A 21,253-nucleotide genomic window follows, 5' to 3' on the forward strand; every position below is an offset into this window, starting at 1 on the left:
CATCTGGCCCGGAGTGCGCTCCGGATGGAACAGGAGAAAGACAATGCGTTGGGGTGCTTATTCCGCTGTTTGCCTGTCGGTCATCAGCATCGGCCTGGCCCTCGGACTGACCATGCCGCTGGTATCGCTGCGCCTCGATGGATGGGGCTACGGCAGCTTCGCCATCGGCGTGATGGCGGCGACGCCCGCCGCCGGCGTGCTGCTCGGCGCCATGCTTGCCGGCCGGCTCGCGGCGCGTTTCGGTACGCCGCGGCTGATGCGGCTGTGCCTGATTTCGGGCGCTTTCTCGGTCGGCCTGCTGGCGCTGCTGCAGAGCTACCCGATCTGGCTGGTCCTGCGCCTGCTGATCGGCGTGCAACTGACCGTGGTGTTCATCCTCGGCGAGAGCTGGATCAACCAGCTGGCCATCGAGAAATGGCGCGGTCGCCTGGTCGCCCTGTATGGCACCGGCTATGCGCTGAGCCAGCTGTCCGGGCCGGTGCTGCTGACCTTCATCGGAACCGATGACGACCGTGGCTTCTGGTTCGCCGTGTGCCTGCTGATCGGCGGCTCCCTGCTTCTGTTGGGCCGTGGCGGCGCGCCCAAGGTCGACCCGCACAGTGCCTCCGGGCGCGGGTTGTTCGGCTTCTGCGCCAAACTGCCGGCGATCGCCTGGGCGGTGGTGCTGTTCGCCGGCTTCGAGGCGATGATTCTCACCCTGCTGCCGGTCTACGGCGTGCAACAGGGCTTCACCCAGGCGGTGGCGCTGGCGATGGTCAGTACGGTGGTGGTCGGCGACGCGCTGCTGCAATTGCCGATCGGCTGGCTTGCCGACCGCATCTCCCGGCAGACGCTGTTCAAGGGCTGCGGCACGGTGCTGCTGGCGAGCAGCCTGGGCATTCCGCTGCTGTTGCACAGTCCGGCGATCTGGCCGGTGCTGGTGTTGTTCGGTGCCAGTGCGGGCGGGCTGTTCACCCTGTCGCTGATCCTCATCGGCGAGCGTTACCGGGACGATGCCCTGGTGCGCGCCAACGCCCACATCGCCCAGCTCTGGGGTATCGGCTGCCTGATCGGCCCGCTGGCCACGGGCGCGGCCAGCCAGTGGGTCAGCGGTCACGCGTTGCCGATGGTGATGGCGCTGGGGGCGGCGGGCTTCGTCGTGCTGGTGTCCTACCGCGGCCTGCCGCCGGTGATTCAGACGACCGACGCCGAGCTGCAGCAGGAGCGTTCCTAGAGCATCTTCTCCAGCCCGATGGCGCCGGCAATCCAGGCATTGAAGCGGCGCCACGGGCTGCCCGGCTCGTGGTGTCGCGTATGGCGCTGGCCGTCGCGCTCGTTGACCCAGACCAGCCGGGGCTGGCTGCCGCTGCGGTCGAGCTTCACCTGGTAGCTGACGTTCGGCGACATGCCGGCCAGCGCCAGGCTGCGGACCTGCTCGGCCAGTTCCGGGCTGTCGACTATGACCCCGACCTCGGTGTTCCACAGCACTGAGCGCGGGTCGAAGTTCAGCGAGCCGACGAACACCTGCCTGCGGTCGAATACCGCCGCCTTGCTGTGCAGACTGGCGCTGCTGGAGCCGCGCACCATCCAGGGTGCGCCGGCGATATGCCGGTCCGGTTCGGCGCGCAGCTCGTAGAGCTTCACCCCGTGCTCCAGCAGGGCCATGCGGTACGGCGCGTAGCCGGCGTGCACGGCGGGCACGTCGGTGGCTTCCAGCGAGTTGGTCAGCAGGCGCACGCTGACGCCCTGGTCGGCGCGGCGGGTTAGGTAGTCGAGCCCGGCGCTGGTGGGCACGAAGTACGCCGAGACCAGGATCAGCTCCTGGGAAACCCCGTCGAACAACGGCGCGAGCTGGGTGCTCAGCATCTGGCCGGGCCTGGGTTCGTCCTGGTTGAGCACTTTCAGCGGGTCATCCCAGATGGCGCGGGCGGGCGCCCACACCAGGTCGTCCAGCCAGTTGTCCAGATGCGGCCGGTTGCTGTTGCGGCTGAGTCGCGCGACATAGCCCGAGCGCTTGACCCGCGCGCGCTCCAGGTAACGGTCGAGCCGGCGCCTCATACGATCCAGCTCGACCTTGTCCGGCCGGTCCCACAGGTAGTCGCCGATCGGACGGCTCAGGGCGCTGTTCCAGTACTGGTCGAAGCTCAAGCCAAGGGATTGGGCGACCGGCCCGACGCCCAGCAGGTCGAGGTCGCTGAAGTTCATCTCGGCCTTGGCGTCGAAATACTCGTCCCCCAGGTTACGGCCGCCGACGATGGCCACGCTGTCGTCCGCCAGCCACAGCTTGTTGTGCATGCGCCGGTGCTGCTCGGAGAGATTGAGCAGGCGCCCCATGTTGCGGGTGAAGCCGGTGCTGCGGCCCAGGTGCAGCGGGTTGAACAGGCGGATCTGGATGTTCGGGTGGGCCGCGAGGGTGCCCAGCTCGTAGTCCCAGCCGTCGCTGCTGGTGTCATCGATCAGCACGCGTACGCGCACGCCCCGGTCAGCGGCGTGCAGCAGTTCGCGGATCAGCGCGCGGGTGGTGAGGCCGTCGTGGACGATGTAGTACTGGATGTCGAGGCTGCGCTGGGCCTTGCGGATCAGCTCGGCGCGGGCGAGGAAGGCATCGATGCTGGAAGCCAGCAGGTGGAAGCCGGATTGCCCCGGATGGGCGATGGCGCGCTCGCGCACCGCGCTATCCAGCGCAGTGCCTTGCGCCGGGAGGGTATGCGACGGTGTGGGTGGCGGCGCGCTGGCGCAGCCGCCGAGAAGCAGCAAAGCCAGCAGCAACAGGCGTGAAAGCAAGAAAGGGTCTCCGACAGGCCGCCCGGGGCGGACTGCCGGAGATTCTAGCCGCTGCCCGGTGCGGGCGGTCAGCCGGCGAGCGCTTCTTTGAATCGATACCAGGCCATGCCCAGGGCCAGCAGTGGCGAGCGCAGCAGCTTGCCGCCGGGGAAGGTGATGTGCGGCACCTTGGCGAACAGCTCGAAACCGCTGCTGTGCTGGCCGGCGATGGCTTCGGCAAGCAGGCGCCCGGCCAGGTGCGTGGCGTTCACCCCGTGGCCGGCGTAGGCCTGGGCGAAGTACACGTTGGGCTGGTCGGGCAGGCGGCCGATCTGTGGCAGGCGGTTGGCGCCGATGCCGATCATGCCGCCCCACTGGTAGTCGATGCGGACGTTGGCCAGGTGCGGGAACACATTGAGCATCTTCGGCCGCATATAGGCGGCGATGTCCGCCGGATCGCGGCCTGAATAGTGGCAGGCGCCGCCGAACAGCAGACGGTTGTCGGCCGAGAGACGGTAATAATCCAGCGCCACGCGCTGGTCGCACACCGCCATGTTCTGCGGCAGCAGGGCGCGGGCCTGCTCGGCGGAGAGCGGCTCGGTGGCGATCACGTAGCTGCCGGCGGGCAGCACCTTGCCGTCGAGGTAGGGGTTCAGGCCGTTCTGGTAGGCGTTGCAGGCGATAACCAGGGTCTTGGCGCGCACGCTGCCGCCGGCGGTACGCACGTGCACTTCGCGGCCGTAGTCGATCGCGGTCACCTTCGAGTTCTCGAACAGGCGCACGCCCAGGCTCTGCGCCACGGCCGCCTCGCCCAGGGCGAGGTTGAGCGGGTGCAGGTGGCCGGAGCCCATGTCGACCATGCCGCCGACGTAGAGATCGGAGCCGACGATGGAGCGCATCTGCTCTTTCGGCACCATGCGCAGCTCGTGACGGTAGCCGAGGCCCTTGAGCTCATCGAAATCTTCCTGGAAGCCTTCGACGTCGGAAGGCTTGTTGGCCAGGTCGCAGTAGCCCCAGGTCAGGTCGCAGTCGATGCCGTACTGCTCGACGCGGCGGCGGACGATCTCCACCGCTTCCAGGCCCATCAGCTTGAGCTGGCGCACGCCGTCGGCGCCGATCACCGGCTCGAACTGCTCGACGCCATGGCCGACGCCGCGGATCAACTGCCCGCCGTTGCGCCCGCTGGCGCCCCAGCCAAGCTGGTGGGCCTCCAGCAGTACCACCGAGAGACCGCGTTCGGCCAGTTCGATGGCAGTGTTCAGCCCGGAGAAGCCACCACCGATGATGCACACGTCCGCCTTTTCCTCGCCAGCCAGGGGCGGCGCTTCGATGCGTCGGTTGACGCTCGCGGCGTAATAGGAAGGGGCGTGATGATCGGTGTGCACCGGCTGGTGAACGCGGGCGTTCATGTGCGATATCCTGATTTTTGTGTTGTTAAAATTTTACGCAGGATAAACGTCGACTTCCCGCCCCGCCAATAGGCGCGGCGGTAAAAAGAGCCAGAAAGTTGTAATAAGCCGGAAGATTGCCGCGATCAGCCAGAATTCAATCCGGAATCGGCAGAGTCAGGCTTTCTTTTACCTCTTCCATGACGATGTAGCTCTTGGATTCGCGCACGTGCGGCAGCTTGAGCAGGATGTCGCCCAGCAGCTTGCGGTAGGAGGCCATTTCCGAGATGCGCGCCTTCACCAGATAGTCGAAGTGGCCCGAGACCAGGTGGCATTCCAGCACGTGGGGCAGCTTGAGCACCGAGCGGCGGAAGTCCTCGAAGGTGTCGCCGGACTTGTAGTCCAGGCTGATCTCGACGAACACCAGCAGGCTGGCCTTGAGGTACTGCGGGTTGAGGCGGGCGTTGTAGCCCATGATGATCCCCTCGCGTTCCAGCCGTCGCACACGTTCGGTGCAGGGCGTGGTGGAAAGACCGACCCGCTCGCCCAGTTCGGTGAAGGAGATGCGTCCCTCTTCCTGCAGGATGCGCAGGATATTGCGGTCGATCTTGTCCAGTTCGCGGCGGCTTTGGTGCTGGGTTCTCATCGGGGACTCTGACGGCAAGCGTCGGCTTTGGGGGAATGTCGGCAATATAGTCGGTTGTGCAGGGAATATCACTGGCGGCGCTTGAACTTCCGCCGGTCGTTGGCCAGCCTGTACACCCATGCTCCCGCCGCAAGGTCCGGAGCCAGACGTTTTCCCTGGAGCTCGGCATGTCGTTACCACGCCTGCGCACTGTCCTTCTGCTGCTGTTGCTGATCCTGGCGCTGGCTGTGGGTGGCCTGTGGCTGGCCGTACCGCGGCTGCTGGCCGGCGCAGGCGTGAGTATCGAGCAGTGGCAGGGGCTGGGCGTTTCGCGCGCGGGCCTGCTGCTGGAACGCCTGGCGTTGCAGCGGCAGACCCCGGAGGGCGGGCGGCTTGCGGTGCGCCTGGAGCGGCTCCAGGTGGGCTGGCCGCAACATGCGGACGGCCGCTGGCGGTTGGCGGAGGTGTCCGCCGAAACGGTCGATGTGCGGCAGTGGCCGGACGCGGGGGCGGCGCAGAGCGAGGGTGCGTTGCCCGCGCCGGAGCAACTGGCGCGCTGGTTGGCACTGCTGCCCGGCCGCCTGGCCCTGGAGCGGGTGAGTGTCGAACTGCCCTGTGCCCGCGAGCAGCGCTGCACGCTGAACGGCAGCGCGCACTGGGAACAGCTGCAGGGTGGCGCCGCCGCCTTGGGCGGCGAGCTGCGCCAGGGCGGCCAGCAACTGGCATTCAACGGACTATTGCAGCCCGGCGAGGGGCAATGGCGCCTGCAACTGGACAGCTATCTGGACAACCAACAACTGTTGTCCCTCGAATCGAGCTGGGCGCCGGCCACCCGCCAGCTAGCCGGAACCCTGGCCAGCCCTGCCGTGCCGCCGATCCTGGCGGTGCGCAACTGGCTGGCCATGTGGCTGCCCACGCCCAGCCTGCCGTTGCCGATCCCCGAAGCCGGGCGCCTGCGCCTGAGCTGGAACACCATCCTGGCCGGGGATGCGGCCTGGCCAGACTGGCCGGGGCTGCGCGATGGCCGGGGCAACGTCGATCTCGCCCTGCAGCTCTCGCAGCCCTGGCCGCTGCCTGGGCTGGGCAACCTGCAGGGGGACCTGCGGCTGGTCGCCAACGCCACTGAAACAGGCTGGCGGCCATCGGTGCTCAGCGGCGACCTGCGCCTGTCCGATCTCTACGGTAACTGGCTGCAGGCGCTGCCGGTTGGCCTGCGCCCGGCGCGCCTGACGCTGCACCTGGAGCCCGGCGTGGACGATGAAGCCGGCAGCGTGCGGGCCGACCTGCGCGCCGTCGGCGCTGCCGACTTGCGACTGCGCTCGCGCGTGGCACTGCTGGAGGCGGCGCCGCTGGCGCTGCAATTGAACGACGCAAGGCTGGAGGGCAAGGTTCCGCACCTGGAGCTGACCGGCCTGCGCGCCGACAACAGCCGCATCGATCTGAGTTTCGACGGCCGCGTGGATGAGCAGTCGGCGACCCTGGCCTTTGCCGCCGGCCCGCAGCTGCAAGTAGGCACCCTGAACGGGCCGCAAGGGCTCAAGGTGAGCAAGCTCGGCGCTACCCTCGGCAAGGGCGCCTTCAACCTCGCGTACCCCGCCGAGGGGCCGCTCGTCCTGCAACTGGCCGCGCCGCTGCAACTGGCCTTGGGCGAGCTGCGCCAGGCGCACGTCAAGCCACTGGCCTGGAACGCCAGGGGCGACCTGTCCGTCAGCCTCGACGCCCAGCAGTTCAAGGGGCAGTTGCAGAACGGCGGTGGACTGAACGCCACGGTCGACCTGAACAACGCCGCCGGCAAGGGGCTGAGCCTGGGCGCGCGCCTGCCGGAGTTTTTCCTGCGCACCGGCAACCCGCTGGAACAGTCACTGGCCGATTGGCCGCCGTTGCTCGGCCTGAACAACGGCAAGGCGAGTCTGGACCTGAACTGGCGCCTGCCGCCGGGCAGCACGCCGCAGAGCCTTGAGCTGAACCTGCGCGGGCAGGGGCTGGAAGGCGTCTACGACCGCAGCGAAGTCCACGGGCTCGACCTGCAGGCGAAGTTCGGCCTGCAAGGCTCGCAGATGGAGCTGCAAATGCCGCAACTGAAGGTCGCCGCGCTGAACCCGGGCGTGACCCTGGGGCCGCTGGCGCTGCAGGGCAGCTACAAGGCATCGCTGAACGCCCCCCTGGCCGGCCGTGTCGATTGGCGGCAGGCGGAGCTGGCGCTGTTCAATGGCCGCGCCTGGCTGCCGGCAGGCGCAGTGGATCTTTCCGCGCCGGGCCAGGGTCAGATACTCAAACTCGAAGGCTTGTCGCTGGAGGCGATCCTCAAGGCCTATCCGGCGGAAGGGCTGACCGGCACCGGGATCATCGACGGCACGCTGCCGCTGAGTCTGGAGAAGGGAAAATTGAATATTCACGGCGGGCAGGTCGCGGCGCGCGAACCGGGTGTGTTGCAGTTCCGCTCGGAAAAGATTCGCTCGCTGGGCCAGAGCAATCCGGCCATGCAGCTGCTGGCGACCGCCGTCGACGATTTCCGCTACGACAAGCTCTCCAGCACGGTGGATTATGATGACACCGGCAAGCTGTTGCTCGCCTTGAGCCTGAGCGGGCGCAATCCCGCGCTGGAACAGGGCCGGCCGATCAACCTCAACGTCAACCTGGAGGAGAACGTGCCCAAGCTGCTCACCAGCCTGCAACTGAGCGACCGGGTCAGCGACACCATCCGCAAGCGCGTGCAGGAACGCCTGCGCAATGACCCGGCCGCCGCGCCATGACCGCAAGGAGAATCCCGATGCGCCTCCGCGCCTTACTCCCATTCCTGCTCCTGGCGGGCCTTGCCCAGGGCTGCACACCCACCGTGCAACTGGCGGCGCCCAAGGAGCCGATCAACATCAACCTCAACGTGAAGATCGAGCACGAGATCTATATCAAGGTCGACAAGGCGCTCGACGGCATCATCAACGAGAACAGCGGCCTGTTCTGAGAAGGAGCCTTTTCATGAGATTGCACCGCAAACTGGGCGCCGCGCTGGTCGCCCTCTGCCTGAGCCTGCCGGTCATGGCGATGAGCCTGGAACAGGCCATGTCCGCTCTCGGCGGCGCCAAGTCCCAGGGCCTGGTCGGCGAACAGGCCGATGGCTATCTGGGCGTCGTCAGCAACGGCGGGCAGGCCGCCGACATCGCCGCGCAGATCAACGCCGCGCGCCGTGCCGAGTACCAGAAGGTCGCCAGCCAGAGCGGCGCCACGCTGCGCGACGTGGAAAGCCTGGCCGGCAAGAAGGCCATCGAGCGTACGCCGTCCGGGCAGTACGTGCAGGTCAACGGCCAGTGGGTGCGCAAGTAGAGCGCCCAAGGGAATTTCCCTGCTTATCGCCGCTCGCGGCGGTGAGCAGGGAGAAGGGCGTCGGAGGCAGGTAAATCCTGCTGACAAGTTCTCGCGCGAGAGAAATTCCGGCGGTTTGATGGCTGTTCGATATTTCTTCCTGATCTGGTGAAATTTTCGCCAGATCCTCGACCATTCGGTCTCGGGCAAAAATGCTCTTGTCCTGGTGGATGTACCTCCGTTAAACCGGGTTTTGCCAGGATTTTTCGTCAAATACCGCATTGCAAACAGTGAATATCGCTGAGCGTCACTTCCTATACTGCGCGCATCTACGTTCAGAATAAAAAACGTCCGTGTCCCTGGCGCGGCGTGGGAGGCAAGAATGCGTGTTCTGGTGCTTGGCAGCGGTGTGATCGGTACCGCCAGTGCTTACTATCTCGCCCGTGCCGGCTTCGAAGTGGTCGTCGTCGACCGCCAGCCCGGTCCGGCCCTGGAAACCAGCTTCGCCAACGCCGGCCAGGTCTCCCCTGGCTATGCCTCGCCCTGGGCCGCCCCGGGCATCCCGCTCAAGGCCATGAAGTGGCTGCTGCAGACCCACGCGCCGCTGGCCATCAAGCTGACCGGCGACCCGAGCCAGTACGCCTGGATGTGGCAGATGCTGCGCAACTGCAACGCCAAGAGCTACGCAGTGAACAAGGAGCGCATGGTGCGTCTGTCCGAGTACAGCCGCGACTGCCTCGACGAACTGCGCGCCGAGACCGGCATTTCCTACGAAGGCCGCTCCCTGGGCACCACCCAGCTGTTCCGCACCCAGGAGCAGCTCGACGCCGCCGCCAAGGACATCGCGGTCCTGGAAAGCACCGGCGTACCGTATGAAGTGCTGGATCGCGCCGGCATCGCCCGCGTCGAACCGGCCCTGGGCAAGGTGGCCGACAAGCTGGTCGGCGCCCTGCGCCTGCCGAACGACCAGACCGGCGACTGCCAGATGTTCACCACCAAGCTGGCCGAGATGGCCAAGGCCCTGGGCGTGGAATTCCGCTTCGGCCAGGATATCCAGCGCCTGGACTTCGCCGGCGACCGCATCAACGGCGTCTGGGTCGATGGTCAACTGGTTACCGCCGACCGCTACGTGCTGGCGCTGGGCAGCTACTCGCCGCAGATGCTCAAGCCGCTGGGCATCAACGCCCCGGTCTACCCGCTCAAGGGCTACTCGCTGACCGTGCCGATCACCAACCCGGACATGGCGCCGACCTCGACCATCCTCGACGAGACCTACAAGGTCGCGATCACCCGTTTCGACCAGCGCATCCGCGTCGGCGGCATGGCGGAAATCGCCGGCTTCGACCTGTCGCTGAACCCGCGTCGTCGCGCCACCCTGGAAATGATCACCACCGACCTGTACCCGGAAGGCGGCGACGTCAGCAAGGCCGAGTTCTGGACCGGCCTGCGCCCGGCGACCCCGGACGGCACCCCGATCGTCGGTGCCACCCGCTACCGCAACCTGTTCCTCAACACCGGTCACGGCACCCTGGGCTGGACCATGGCGTGCGGCTCGGGCCGTTACCTCGCCGACCTGATGGCCAAGAAGCGCCCGCAGATCAGCACCGAAGGTCTGGACATTTCCCGCTACGGCGATGCCTCGGAGGCCCAGAATGGCCATCCTGCGCCTGCACACTAATCAGCGGATGAGCCAGGTCGTCACCCACAACGGCACGGTGTACCTCGCCGGCCAGGTGGCGGACGATCTCTCCGCTGGCGTCGAACAGCAGACCCGCGAAGTCCTGGCCAGCATCGAGCGCCTGCTCGACGAGGCCGGCACCGACAAGTCGCGGGTTCTCTCGGCAACCATCTACCTGAAGGACGTCGCCGCCGACTTCGCCGGCATGAACGGCGTCTGGGACCAGTGGGTCCCGCAGGGCTGCGCCCCGGCCCGCGCCACCGTCCAGGCGGCGCTGTGCTACCCGGAGATCCTCGTCGAGATCTCCATCGTCGCCGCACTGCCCTGATTGTTTTTTGCGTGGCCCGGCCGTAGCGCCGGGTTTTTTTCGCCCGTTTTACCCGCGTCTCGTTTCAACCTAAAAGAGAATCTCGCCATGCGTCCCGCCCGTGCCCTGATCGATCTTGCCGCCCTGCGCCACAACTACCGCCTGGCCCGTGAAGTCAGCGGCGCCCGAGCGCTGGCGGTGGTCAAGGCCGATGCCTACGGCCATGGCGCCGTCATCTGCGCTCAGGCATTGGAAGCCGAGGCCGACGGTTTCGCCGTGGCCTGCATCGAGGAAGCGCTGGAGCTGCGCGAAGCCGGCATCCGCGCGCCGATCCTGCTGCTGGAAGGCTTCTTCGAAGCCAGCGAACTGGAACTGATCGACGCCCACGACTTCTGGTGCGTGGTGCACTCGGCCTGGCAGCTGGACGCCATCGAGCGCGCCCGCCCGAGCAAGCCCCTGACCGTATGGCTGAAGATGGACTCGGGCATGCACCGCGTCGGCTTCTTCCCGCAGGACTACGCCGCCGCCCTGGCGCGCCTGAAGGCGCTGCCCCATGTGGCCAAGGTCGTACTGATGAGCCACTTCGCCCGTGCCGATGAGCTGGACTGCCCGCGTACCGAGGAGCAGGTCGCCGCCTTCCAGGCCGTGCGCGAAGCCGCGGGCCAGGGCCATGAAGTCAGCCTGCGCAACTCCCCCGGCATCCTCGGCTGGGCCGACGTGCCCAGCGACTGGGTGCGCCCCGGCATCATGCTCTACGGCGCCACCCCCTTCGAACAGGCGCACCCGCTGGCCGACCAACTGCGCCCGGTGATGACCCTGGAGTCCAAGGTCATCAGCATCCGTGAACTGCCGGCCGGCGAGCCAGTGGGCTACGGCGCGCGCTTCATCGCCGACCGGCCGGTGCGTGTCGGAGTGGTCGCCATGGGTTATGCCGACGGCTACCCGCGCCATGCGCCGGACGGCACGCCGGTATTCATCGATGGCAAGCCGAGCCGCATCATCGGCCGGGTGTCCATGGACATGCTCACCGTGGACCTGACCGACCTGCCGCAAGCCGGCCTGGGCAGCCGCGTCGAACTCTGGGGGCCGAACGTCCCCGCCAGCCAGCTCGCCGCGCTCTGCGGCAGCATTCCCTACCAGTTGTTCTGCAACCTCAAGCGCGTGCCGAGGGTCTATAGCGGCGAGTGACGGATACCGTCCGTAAAGTTTGCGCAGGATCGACAGCCGATCTGTTGTAAATACTGAACGGTGTTGCCATGATACGTGGCACTTGGAACCCGCTCGGCTCAAGCCGTTTGCGGGTTCTGCCTTTCAGAGCCTGCCTGAACACAAGAATAAGGAGGACCCCACCCTTGGACGTCGGTGCTCGTCTGCAAGCCATCCGTAAGCTCAAAGGTTTGTCCCAGCGCGAACTCGCCAAACGGGCGGGTGTGACCAACAGCACGATCTCGATGATCGAGAAGAACAGCGTCAGCCCCTCCATCAGCTCGCTGAAGAAAGTGCTGGGTGGTATTCCGATGTCCCTGGTCGAGTTCTTCTCTCTGGATCTGGAGCAGAACAGCAACACCCCGGTGGTCTACAAGGCAGACGAACTCAGCGACCTGTCCAGCGGCTCGATCATCATGAAGCTGGTCGGCAAGGACTATCCCAGCCGCGCCATCACCCTGCTCGACGAGACCTATCCGCCGGGCTCCGACACCGGTGACGACATGTACGCCCACGAAGGTGAAGAGACCGGTGTACTGGTCGAAGGCCGCCTGGAGCTGACCGTCGGCGACGAGACCTTCGTGCTCGAACGTGGCGACAGCTACTATTTCGACAGCACCAAGCCCCACCGCTTCCGCAATCCGTTCGATGCCCCGGCGCGGCTGATCAGCGCCACCACACCGGCAAATTTTTGAACAGCCGGTAGGACCGGCCAGACCAGCTGCGACCTAATGCCGCAAGGCCCGGCAAGGCAGAGCAATTGTTTCGAGCTTGCCGGCTTTGCCGTTATACTTGCGCCCGCTCGCGCGGCCCGAGACTGTGACTGCACCGCGACCGGGCGTGATAAGCCACGATGAGGGTGAAAGGGTGAACCTGATTAAAAAAATCCTGGCAGCCCAAGCTGCCGTACTGGCCCTGTGGGCAGTAAGCGTTCAGGCCGCGACCAACGATGACGCCATTGCCAAGCGTCTGGAACCGGTAGGCAAGGTCTGCGTCCAGGGCCAGGAATGCGCAGGCGTTGGCGCCGTGGCTTCGGCCGGCGGCGGCGGTGCTCCGCGTTCGGGCGAAGAGATCGTCGGCAAGGTCTGCACCAACTGCCACGGTACCGGCCTGCTGGGCTCGCCGAAAGTGGGCGACAAGGCTGACTGGGGCAAGCGTGCGAAGGAGCAGGGCGGGCTCGATGGCCTGTTGGCCAAGGCCATCTCCGGCATCAACGCCATGCCGCCGAAGGGCACTTGCGCCGACTGCTCGGATGACGAGCTGAAAGCCGCGATTCGCCACATGTCCGGCCTGTAATCGCCGACCTGTGCCGAAAGAGCCGCCTCCGGGCGGCTTTTTCATGCCTGCGATTTGCCGGCTTGCCGCTTTCGTAGGAGCGGAGCTTCCCCGCGATCCGCTGGCAGGCGGTCGTGCGGCCTGAAGGATTCGCGAACAAGGGCCGGGCGCCCCCGCCTCTCCTGCGGGGAGCACCCCGATCGCAGGCATGAAAAAAGGCGGGCCCTGTCGGCGCCCGCCTTTTTCGTTGAGCGGTGGATCAGTCGTCGAGGAACTCGACCTGGCCGCTCGCCAGGGATTTCACCCGGGCCAGGGATTCCACGCGATAGCCTTCGCTCTCCAGCAGGGCGCGGCCATCCTGGAAGGACTTCTCGATGACTATCCCTAAGCCGGCGACGCTGGCGCCCGCCTGCTGGATCAGGTCGATCAGCGCCTTGGCGGCGTGGCCGTTGGCGAGGAAGTCGTCCACCACCAGCACGTGGTCGGCTGCGGTCAGGTGCTTGGCGGAGATCGCGATGGTGCTTTCGGTCTGCTTGGTGAAGGAGAAGACCTTGGAGATCAGCAGGTCGTTCTTCAGTGTCAGCGACTGGAACTTGCGGGCGAAGATCACCGGGATGCCCAGCTCAAGGCCGGCCATGACCGCCGGGGCGATGCCCGAGGCCTCGATGGTGACGATCTTGGTGATGCCCTGGTTCTTGAAGCGTTCGGCGAATTCGTGGCCGATCTGCTTCATCAGCGCCGGGTCGATCTGGTGGTTGAGGAAGGCGTCGACCTTGAGGACCTGTTCGGAAAGAACGATGCCTTCGCTGCGAATTTTGTCTTTGAGAGTGTTCACGGGGGGGCTTCCGGAGCGGCTGTCGCTGATGAAGCGCGTAATTCTACAATGCCAGCGGGGTTCTGCGCGACGTTCCGACCAGTGCAATTGCTGATCGAATGGACAGTTTTTCGATGGGTGGCCGCGCAGGGTCGCGGCGACGTCCTTTTTTGTAGGAGCGAGCTTGCTCGCGAACCCGGCCGGCACCGAGGCCGGCGGAAAATCCTGTTCGCGAGCAAGCTCGCTCCTACAGGTAAAGAGCTCAGCGCTTGAGCATCGCCCGGATATCCGCCAGCGCGGAGTTGCCCTTGGCCACCTTGACCTCGACCGGTGCGTCTTCCTGGCCTTCCCAGACCAGGTCCTCGGGCGGCAGCTCGTCGAGGAAGCGGCTGGGCGAGCAGTCGATGATCTCTCCGTACTGCTTGCGCTTGGCGGCGAAGGTCATGGCCAGATTCTTCTTCGCCCGGGTAATGCCCACGTAGGCCAGGCGCCGCTCTTCCTCGATGGTGTCGGCCTCGATGCTGGAGCGGTGCGGAAGGATTTCCTCCTCCACGCCGAGAATGAACACGTAGGGGAATTCCAGGCCCTTGGACGCATGCAGCGTCATCATCTGCACGCCGTCGGCGCCTTCTTCCTCTTCCTGCTGGCGCTCCAGCATGTCGCGCAGCACCAGCTTGGCGATGGCCTGCTCGATGGTCATGTCGCCTTCTTCGTCGCGCTCCAGGGTGTTCTTCAGCGCGTCGATGAGGAACCAGACGTTGCCCATGCGGAAATCGGCGACCTTGTCGCTGGACGCGTTCTGCCGCAGCCAGTTCTCGTAGTCGATGTCCATCACCATGCTGCGCAGCGCACCGATCGGATCGTTGCCGGCGCACTGTTCGCGGACCTTGTCGATGAAGCGCTTGAAGCGCTGCAGGCGCTCGATGTAGCGGGCGTCGAGGTGTTCGGACAGGCCAAGCTCGCCGGAGGCGTTGAACATCGAGCAGCCGCGCTCGGTGGCGTAGTTGCCGAGCTTCTCCAGGGTGGTGGAACCGATTTCCCGACGCGGCACGTTGATCACGCGGAGGAAGGCGTTGTCATCGTCCGGGTTCACCAGCAGGCGGAAATAGGACATCAGGTCCTTCACTTCCTGGCGTCCGAAGAAGCTGGTGCCGCCTGACAGGTGATAGGGAATCTGGTGGTGCTGAAGTTTCAGCTCGATCAGCTTCGCCTGATAGTTGCCGCGGTAAAGGATGGCGAATTCGCTGTAGGGCCGCTGCGTCTTCAGGTGGATGGTGAGGATTTCCATCGCCACCCGCTCGGCCTCGGATTCCTCGTTTCGGCAACGGATCACCCGGATCGGGTCGCCTTCGCCCATCTCGCTCCACAGCTGCTTCTCGAACACGTGGGGGTTGTTGGCGATGAGGATGTTGGCGCATTTGAGGATGCGGCTGGTGGAGCGGTAGTTCTGCTCCAGCATCACCACCTTCAGCGAGGGGAAGTCTTCCTTCAGCTGCATCAGGTTTTCCGGGCGCGCGCCGCGCCAGGCGTAGATCGACTGGTCGTCGTCGCCCACCACGGTGAAGTGCGCGCGCTGCTGCACCAGCATCTTCACCAGCAGGTACTGGCTGGCGTTGGTGTCCTGGTATTCGTCCACCAGCATGTAGCGCACGCGGTTGCGCCACTTTTCGAGGATTTCCGGGTGCTCCTGGAACAGCTTCACCGGCTGCAGGATCAGGTCGTCGAAATCCACCGCGTTGTAGGCCTTGAGCGTCCGCTGGTAATGCAGGTAGACCATCGCGGCGGTCTGTTCCTTGGGGTTGCGCGCCTTTTCCAGCGCCTCTTCCGGAAGGATCAGGTCGTTTTTCCAGCCGCCGATCAGGTTCTTGATCTCGTCCAGACCGTCATCGCCGGAATATTCCTTCTGCATGATGTCGGTCATCAGCGCCTTCACATCGCTCTCGTCGAAGATCGAGAAGCCGGGCTTGTAGCCCAGGGCCGCGTGTTCCTTGCGGATGATGTTCAGGCCCAGGTTGTGGAAGGTGGAGACGGTCAGGCCCTTGCCTTCGCCCGGGCGCAGCAGGGTGCTGACGCGCTCCTTCATCTCGCGGGCGGCCTTGTTGGTGAAGGTCACGGCGACGATGTACTGGGCGCGGATGCCGCACTGCTGCACGAGGTACGCGATCTTGCGGGTGATCACGCTGGTCTTGCCGGAGCCGGCGCCGGCCAGCACCAGGAGCGGGCCGCCGACGTAGTTCACGGCCTCTTGCTGCCGGGGATTGAGTCGGGACATGAAGGGCGGGGTCTGTAGTGGAGCGGGCGCGTATTCTAGCAGGCCGTGCCTGGCGTCGGGGTGCCGCTTGGAAAAGCAGCGATCTGTGACGGGATCGTACTTCCTTGTTTTGGATAAATCCGTACATGTATTAGGCTTGTGTGAGCAATACTTGAAGAAAACTCTTAAGAGTTTCTCTGAAGTTTCGTTTGTGTCCGGGGAGCCGGAGGCGGCGGAGGCTTCAAAACCGGAAGAACGGGCACAGGGACGGCGCCAGGTTTCTTCCCATCGCATGGACACGGGGGTCGCGTGGCAGCGTCTGTTGAACCAGCGCGCCTGCTCCTGCTGGCGGAAGCGCCGCAGTGGGCCCAGCTACTTCGCGGATATCTGGCCGCGTTGGGGCAGGGCTATTCCCTGATCACCGCGCCGTCCTGGCAGGCTGCCTGCAGTCTGTTCGATGAAGACCAGGTCGGCCTGGTCCTGGCCACGCCCGGCAAGCTGCCGTCCTCCCAACAGTGCCACCTGCCGATGATCCTGCTGCTCGAACGCGAGCCCGCGCAGGAGCCGGTGGGCGTTGCCGACTGGCTGGCCGCCGAAAGCCTCAACGCCGAGGTGCTGCGCCGCTGCCTGCGCTACGTGCGCGAGCGCGCCTCGCTGCAGCAAACCCTGCAGAGCCTGGCCGAACAGGACCCGCTCACCGGCATCGCCAACCGCCAGGGCTTCCAGACCCTGCTCGCCGCCCGTTTGAGCGAATGCGGGGGCCACGGCCTGGCGCTGGGGCACCTGGATCTGGACAACTTCCGCCACGTCAACGACGCCCTTGGTCACCAGTCCGGCGACCGGCTGATCCTGCAGGTGGTCGGCCGCCTCAAGCTGCAGCTGGAAAACGGCGACCACATCGCCCGCCTGGGCAGCGACGAATTCGCCCTGCTGCTGGATACCCGCCGCGATCCGCAGCGGGTCGAGAAGATCGCCGAACGTATCGTCGAAATCCTCGGCGAGCCCTACTGGGTCGAAGGTGAAAGCCTGTTGCTGGGCTGCAGCCTGGGCATGGCCAATGCCCGTCCCGGTGACAGCGCCGACCCGCTGATGTGGCACGCGCACATCGCCATGCAGCAGGCCAAGGCCCGCCAGGGCTGCACCTTCCATGTGTTCGACGAGCGCATCAACCGTGGCGCGCGCAGCCTGGCCGACCTGGAAAGCGAACTGCGCCGCGCCCTGCGCCGCGACGAGCTGGAGCTGCACTACCAGCCGCGCCTGGACCTGCACAATGGCCGCATCGTCGGCCTGGAAGCGCTGGTGCGCTGGCGCCATCCGCAGCGTGGCCTGCTCACGCCGGGGGACTTCGTGCCGCTGGCGGAAGAGAGCGGGCTGATCGTGCCGCTCGGCTACTGGGTGATCTCCCGCGCCCTGCGCGACATGCAGTGGCTGCGCGGACGCGGCCTGCCGCCGCTGCACATGGCGATCAACCTGTCGTTCCGCCAGTTCCAGGACAGCCAGCTGCTGCCCACCCTGGAGCGTCTGATCCGCGAGCGCGGCGTGGACGCCCAGTGGCTGGAGTTCGAGCTCACCGAAACCGCCGTGATGCGCCGCAGCGACCAGGTACTGCAGACCATGCAGGTCCTCGGCCGGCTGGGTGTGCGCTTCTCGCTGGATGACTTCGGCACCGGCTTCTCGTCCTTCGTGCACTTGAACAGCCTGCCGATCACCTTGCTGAAGATCGACAAGAGCTTCGTCGGCGGCATGCACGAGCGCCCCGAGAACATGCAACTGGTGCGGGCGATGATCAACCTGGCGCACAACCTCAACCTGGAGGTGGTGGCCGAAGGGGTCGAGACCGTCGAGCAGCAGGACCAGCTGAACCAGTTCGGCTGCGACCAGGCCCAGGGCTACTGGATCAGTCGGCCGCTGCCGCTGGCGGAGCTGGCGCGCTTCCTGGTGTTCGGCGGCAGCCGTGCTTTGCGCCTGCAGGACTCGATCAACGGCTAGCAGACGCCGAGGGCGGTGCCCGTTGCCTGCGGCCGCAGCAGCCGGGCGGTCTTGGCTTCGAACGCCAGGTACAGGCCGATCGCCGCGCAGGCCAGTCCCGATGCCAGTCCCCACCACACGCCGCTGGGCCCCCAGCCGAGCGGGAAGGCCAGCAGCAAGGCCATCGGCACACCGACCAGCCAGTACCCGGCCAGCCCGACCAGGAAGGTGGTGCGGGCATCCTTCAACCCGCGGATCGCGCCCATGGCGATGCTCTGGGTGCCGTCGAACAGCTCGAACCAGGCGGCGATCGCCAGCAGGCTGACGGCCAGTTGCACCACCTCCTGGTTGGCCGGGTCGTTACGGTCGAGGAACAGGCCGATGACGAGGTCCGGCGCCAGCCAGAACAGCGCAGCGAAGGCGAACATGCAGGCGGCGCCGAAGCCGATCCCCAGCCGTCCGGCGCGGCGCGCCTCGACCAGCCGGCCGGCACCGTAGTGCTGGCCGATGCGGAAGGTCACCGCATAGGAAATCCCCACCGGCACCATGAAGGCCACGTACACCGACTGGATGGCGATCTGGTGCGCGGCCAGCGCCGTGCTGCCGATGGCGCCCATGCACAGCGTGGCCACGGTGAACATCCCCGACTCCACCGCGTAGGTGCCGCCGATGGACAGGCCCAGGCGCAGGGATTCGCCGATCACCTTGAAGTCCGGCCGCGACAGCCCGCGCAGCAGCGGGTAGGCGCCGTAGGCCGGGTGCCAGCGCAGGTACAGCGCGAGGATCACCGGCAGGGCGTTCATCACCACCGCGGTGACCAGGCCGATCCCCGCCAGCCCCAGGCGCGGCAAGCCGAACAGACCCTCGATGAAGGCATAGTTCAGGGCGAAGTTGGCCAGCGCGCCGAGCACGCTGATCGCCATCACCGGGCCGGTGCGCTCGATGGCGCTGGTGAAGCCGCGCAGCACCATGAAGACCATGTAGCCGGGCAGGGCGAAGACGATGCTGCGCAGAAAGCTCATCGTCCCGGCGACCGTTTCCGGCGCCTGGCCGAAGGTCAGCAGGATCGGTCCCAGGTTCCACAGCAGCAGCCCCGCCAGCACGGACAGCGCAAGGCCGATCCACAGGCCGGCCTGGGTCGCCTGGACTACTCCAGCGTGGTCCCGCGCCCCATGGCGAATGGCGACCAGATTGCCGGTGGCCGCCACCACGCCGACGCAGAAGGTCGAGATCAGCGCATAGCTGGACGCGCCCAGGCCGCCGCTGGCCAGCGCCTCGCGGCCGAGCTTGCCCATCATCACGGTGTCGGTGAACACCATGGCCACGTAGGCCAACTGGGCGGCGATCAGCGGGCCGGCCAGGCGCAGGATGGCGGCGAGTTCGTCACGGTACAGGCGTTTCATGAGTCAGGCTCAGTCAGCGGCGGCCCGCAGCGGGGCCTTCCGAATGGAAAGTGCCTCATTCTCTGGCGCCCCTGCGGGTTGGCACAAAAGGAAAAAAGCGATGCCATTCATGAGTCATACTCATGCCTGAGCGCCTTCGGAGTCCGCCATGAACCGCCAGTTGCCGCCCCTTTATGCCCTGCGCGCCTTCGAGGCCGCCGCCCGGCATGCGTCCTTCACCCGCGCCGCCGAAGAGCTGGCGATCACCCAGAGCGCGGTGAGCCGGCACATCAAGACCCTGGAAGAGCACTTCGCCTGCCGCCTGTTCCAGCGCCGTGGCCGGAAGCTGGAGCTGACCGAGCCGGCGCGCCTGCTGCTGCCCGGCCTGCGCGACGGCTTCGATGCGCTGGAGCGCGCCTGTTCCAGCCTGCGGGCAGAGGAGGGCGTGCTGCGCCTTAAGGCGCCCTCGACCCTGACCATGCGCTGGCTGCTGTCGCGGCTCAGCAACTTCCGCATGCGCAACGCCGACATCGAGGTGCAGCTGACCAGTGCCTGGATGGACGTGGACCAGGTGGACTTCGTCAACGAGCCCTTCGACTGCGCAGTGCTGCTCAGCGCCGGGCACTTCCCGCCGGACTGGGAAGGCACCCTGCTGTTCCCCGAATGGCTGATTCCTGTGGGTTCGCCGGCGCTGCTCGACGACGGCCCGTGGGACGCCGAGCGCCTGGCCGGCGCCGAGCTGCTGCACCCCACGCCGGACCGCCGTGACTGGCGCCGCTGGCTGCAGCGCATGGGCCTGAGCGAGCAGGTATCGCTCAAGGGCGGGCAGGTCTTCGACACCCTGGAGCTGGGCATCGTCGCCGCGACGCGGGGCTATGGCGTGTCCATCGGCGACCTGGTGATGGTTGCCGAAGACGCCAACCAGGGCCGGCTGGCGCTGCCCTGGCCGAGCGCGGTGGCCAGCGGCGAGAGCTACTACCTGGTCTGGCCCCGGGCGCGCCGGCAGCAGGAGCGACTGCGCCGGCTGCGCGACTTCCTCCAGGCCGAGGTCCAGGCCATGCAGCTGCCGCCGGTCGAGCGACTCGACTAGCGCTGCCGCGAACAGACAAGTCCTGGCGCGGACACGATGTTCCGTGTCGGCTTCGGTAGTCGAGTTGAAACAAGGCTTTGCTAGGGTCTGATTTGGACTAGTCCAGGGAAGGGCCCGCAGCGGGTTTTTCCCCAACCCAAAAAGACCACCTCGGGGGAACCCCATGAAGCCCATGCGTACTCTGCTCGCCGGCCTGATCCTCGCCGGCACCGCCGTTGCAGCCACCGCTCACGCCGCCACGGAGCTCAAGCACTGGCCGGCGCCGGCCGCGAAACAGCTCGACGCCCTGATCGCTGCCAACGCCAACAAGGGCGCCTTCGCGGTCTTCGACATGGACAACACCAGCTACCGCTACGACCTGGAAGAGTCGCTGCTGCCCTTCCTGGAAATGAAGGGCGTGCTGACCCGCGAGAAGCTCGACCCCTCGCTCAAGCTGATCCCGTTCAAGGACGTGAACGGCCACAAGGAGAGCCTCAACAGCTACTACTACCGGCTCTGCGAAATCGACGACATGGTCTGCTACCCCTGGGTCGCCCAGGTGTTCTCCGGCTTCACCCTCAAGGAGCTCAAGGGCTACGTCGACGAGCTGATGGCCTACGGCAAGCCGATCCCCAGCACCTACTACGAAGGTGATGCGGTCAAGAGCATCGAGATCAACGCGCCCAAGGTCTTCACCGGCCAGACCGAGCTGTACAACAAGCTGATGGAGAACGGCATCGAGGTCTACGTGATGACCGCCGCCCATGAAGAGCTGGTGCGCATGGTCGCCTCCGATCCGAAGTACGGCTACAACGTGAAGCCGGAGAACGTCATCGGCGTCACCACCCTGCTCAAGGACCGCAAGAGCGGCGAGCTGACCACCGCACGCAAGCAGATCACCGCCGGCAAGTACGATCCCAAGGCCAACCTGGACCTGGAAGTCACCCCTTACCTGTGGACCCCGGCGACCTGGATGGCTGGCAAGCAGGCCGCGATCCTCACCTACATCGACCAGTGGAAGCGCCCGATCCTGGTCGGCGGCGACACCCCCAGCAGCGATGGCTACATGCTGTTCAACGGCACCGCCGACAACGGCATCCACCTGTGGGTCAACCGCAAGCCCAAGTACATGGACCAGCTCAACGGCATGATCAAGAAGAACGCCGAGACCCAGGCCAAGCTGGGCCAGACGGTCACCGCCGACAAGAACTGGGTGATCGTGAAGCCTGAAGAGATCCAGTAACGCCG

General features: G+C 66.2%; 18 protein-coding genes. 12 read left to right on the plus strand and 6 right to left on the minus strand.

All coding sequences use genetic code 11. The features are described from left to right. The first annotated feature begins 43 nt into the window (after nt 1-43). Nucleotides 44-1,213 carry an MFS transporter gene (locus ACNFBT_RS17065; RefSeq protein ID WP_416751290.1) on the plus strand — a complete coding sequence of 390 codons (1,170 nt, stop codon included), beginning with the start codon at nt 44-46 and terminating at the stop codon, nt 1,211-1,213. Here the strand turns inward: ACNFBT_RS17065 and ACNFBT_RS17070 are convergent. From ACNFBT_RS17070 to dadR, 3 genes are all read right to left on the minus strand, one after another. Beyond that, on the minus strand, nt 1,210-2,763 hold the full coding sequence (locus tag ACNFBT_RS17070; protein WP_416751291.1) for a phospholipase D family protein: 1,554 nt from the start codon (nt 2,761-2,763) through the stop codon (nt 1,210-1,212). The two genes, ACNFBT_RS17065 and ACNFBT_RS17070, sit on opposite strands and share 4 nt — an antisense overlap. A 68-nt stretch (nt 2,764-2,831) precedes the next feature. Next, entirely contained in the window at nt 2,832-4,151 is a 1,320-nt protein-coding gene (locus ACNFBT_RS17075; protein ID WP_416751293.1) for an NAD(P)/FAD-dependent oxidoreductase, read from the minus strand. A 136-nt stretch (nt 4,152-4,287) separates the two neighbouring features. Next, entirely contained in the window at nt 4,288-4,776 is a 489-nt protein-coding gene (gene dadR, locus ACNFBT_RS17080; protein WP_015479539.1) for a transcriptional regulator DadR, read from the minus strand. A gap of 167 nt (nt 4,777-4,943) precedes the next feature. On the opposite strand from dadR, the gene ACNFBT_RS17085 reads away from it, so the two are divergent. From ACNFBT_RS17085 to ACNFBT_RS17120, 8 genes are all read left to right on the plus strand, one after another. Then, complete coding sequence (locus tag ACNFBT_RS17085; RefSeq protein WP_416751295.1) at nt 4,944-7,508, plus strand: intermembrane phospholipid transport protein YdbH family protein; 2,565 nt, start codon at nt 4,944-4,946, stop codon at nt 7,506-7,508. 17 nt (nt 7,509-7,525) lie between these two features. Further along, on the plus strand, nt 7,526-7,717 hold the full coding sequence (locus ACNFBT_RS17090) for a YnbE family lipoprotein (protein ID WP_015479537.1): 192 nt from the start codon (nt 7,526-7,528) through the stop codon (nt 7,715-7,717). Between the two features lie 14 nt (nt 7,718-7,731). Continuing rightward, nucleotides 7,732-8,076, plus strand: a complete 345-nt coding sequence (locus ACNFBT_RS17095) for a YdbL family protein (RefSeq protein WP_416751298.1) — start codon at nt 7,732-7,734, stop codon at nt 8,074-8,076. Nucleotides 8,077-8,437: 361 nt separating this feature from the next. After that, nucleotides 8,438-9,733 (plus strand): D-amino acid dehydrogenase, encoded by a 1,296-nt coding sequence (gene dadA / locus ACNFBT_RS17100; RefSeq protein WP_416751300.1) that lies wholly within the window; start codon nt 8,438-8,440, stop codon nt 9,731-9,733. Further along, nucleotides 9,708-10,061, plus strand: coding sequence for a RidA family protein (locus ACNFBT_RS17105; RefSeq protein WP_416751303.1), 354 nt, complete (start codon nt 9,708-9,710; stop codon nt 10,059-10,061). Before dadA ends, ACNFBT_RS17105 begins: the two co-directional genes overlap by 26 nt. Before the next feature lie 87 nt (nt 10,062-10,148). After that, on the plus strand, nt 10,149-11,228 hold the full coding sequence (gene alr / locus ACNFBT_RS17110) for an alanine racemase (RefSeq protein ID WP_416751305.1): 1,080 nt from the start codon (nt 10,149-10,151) through the stop codon (nt 11,226-11,228). Nucleotides 11,229-11,392: 164 nt separating this feature from the next. Continuing rightward, nucleotides 11,393-11,941: a cupin domain-containing protein gene (locus tag ACNFBT_RS17115; RefSeq protein ID WP_207886750.1), complete on the plus strand. Its 549-nt coding sequence runs from the start codon at nt 11,393-11,395 to the stop codon at nt 11,939-11,941. A gap of 172 nt (nt 11,942-12,113) precedes the next feature. After that, nucleotides 12,114-12,542 (plus strand): c-type cytochrome, encoded by a 429-nt coding sequence (locus tag ACNFBT_RS17120; protein WP_416751307.1) that lies wholly within the window; start codon nt 12,114-12,116, stop codon nt 12,540-12,542. Nucleotides 12,543-12,780: 238 nt separating this feature from the next. Here ACNFBT_RS17120 and ACNFBT_RS17125 read toward each other — a convergent pair whose 3' ends face one another. Both ACNFBT_RS17125 and rep read right to left on the minus strand, forming a co-directional pair. Then, nucleotides 12,781-13,356, minus strand: a complete 576-nt coding sequence (locus ACNFBT_RS17125; RefSeq protein WP_416751309.1) for a xanthine phosphoribosyltransferase — start codon at nt 13,354-13,356, stop codon at nt 12,781-12,783. Nucleotides 13,357-13,597: 241 nt separating this feature from the next. Next, complete coding sequence (gene rep / locus ACNFBT_RS17130; RefSeq protein ID WP_416751311.1) at nt 13,598-15,607, minus strand: DNA helicase Rep; 2,010 nt, start codon at nt 15,605-15,607, stop codon at nt 13,598-13,600. Between the two features lie 288 nt (nt 15,608-15,895). On the opposite strand from rep, the gene ACNFBT_RS17135 reads away from it, so the two are divergent. After that, on the plus strand, nt 15,896-17,575 hold the full coding sequence (locus tag ACNFBT_RS17135; protein ID WP_416751313.1) for a putative bifunctional diguanylate cyclase/phosphodiesterase: 1,680 nt from the start codon (nt 15,896-15,898) through the stop codon (nt 17,573-17,575). Here the strand turns inward: ACNFBT_RS17135 and ACNFBT_RS17140 are convergent. Continuing rightward, the gene (locus ACNFBT_RS17140) at nt 17,572-18,957 is read right to left on the minus strand and encodes a NorM family multidrug efflux MATE transporter (RefSeq protein WP_416751315.1); all 1,386 of its coding nucleotides are present in this window, start codon (nt 18,955-18,957) and stop codon (nt 17,572-17,574) included. The two genes, ACNFBT_RS17135 and ACNFBT_RS17140, sit on opposite strands and share 4 nt — an antisense overlap. A 148-nt stretch (nt 18,958-19,105) precedes the next feature. Here ACNFBT_RS17140 and ACNFBT_RS17145 point away from each other — a divergent pair, with 148 nt between their 5' ends. Further along, nucleotides 19,106-20,026 (plus strand): LysR substrate-binding domain-containing protein, encoded by a 921-nt coding sequence (locus ACNFBT_RS17145; protein WP_416751317.1) that lies wholly within the window; start codon nt 19,106-19,108, stop codon nt 20,024-20,026. A 163-nt stretch (nt 20,027-20,189) separates the two neighbouring features. Continuing rightward, complete coding sequence (locus ACNFBT_RS17150) at nt 20,190-21,248, plus strand: haloacid dehalogenase-like hydrolase (protein WP_416751318.1); 1,059 nt, start codon at nt 20,190-20,192, stop codon at nt 21,246-21,248. Nucleotides 21,249-21,253: the final 5 nt, after the last annotated feature.

Origin of the sequence: Pseudomonas sp. NY15181, from assembly GCF_048068055.1 — a bacterium.
Taxonomy (GTDB): Bacteria; Pseudomonadota; Gammaproteobacteria; order Pseudomonadales; family Pseudomonadaceae; genus Pseudomonas.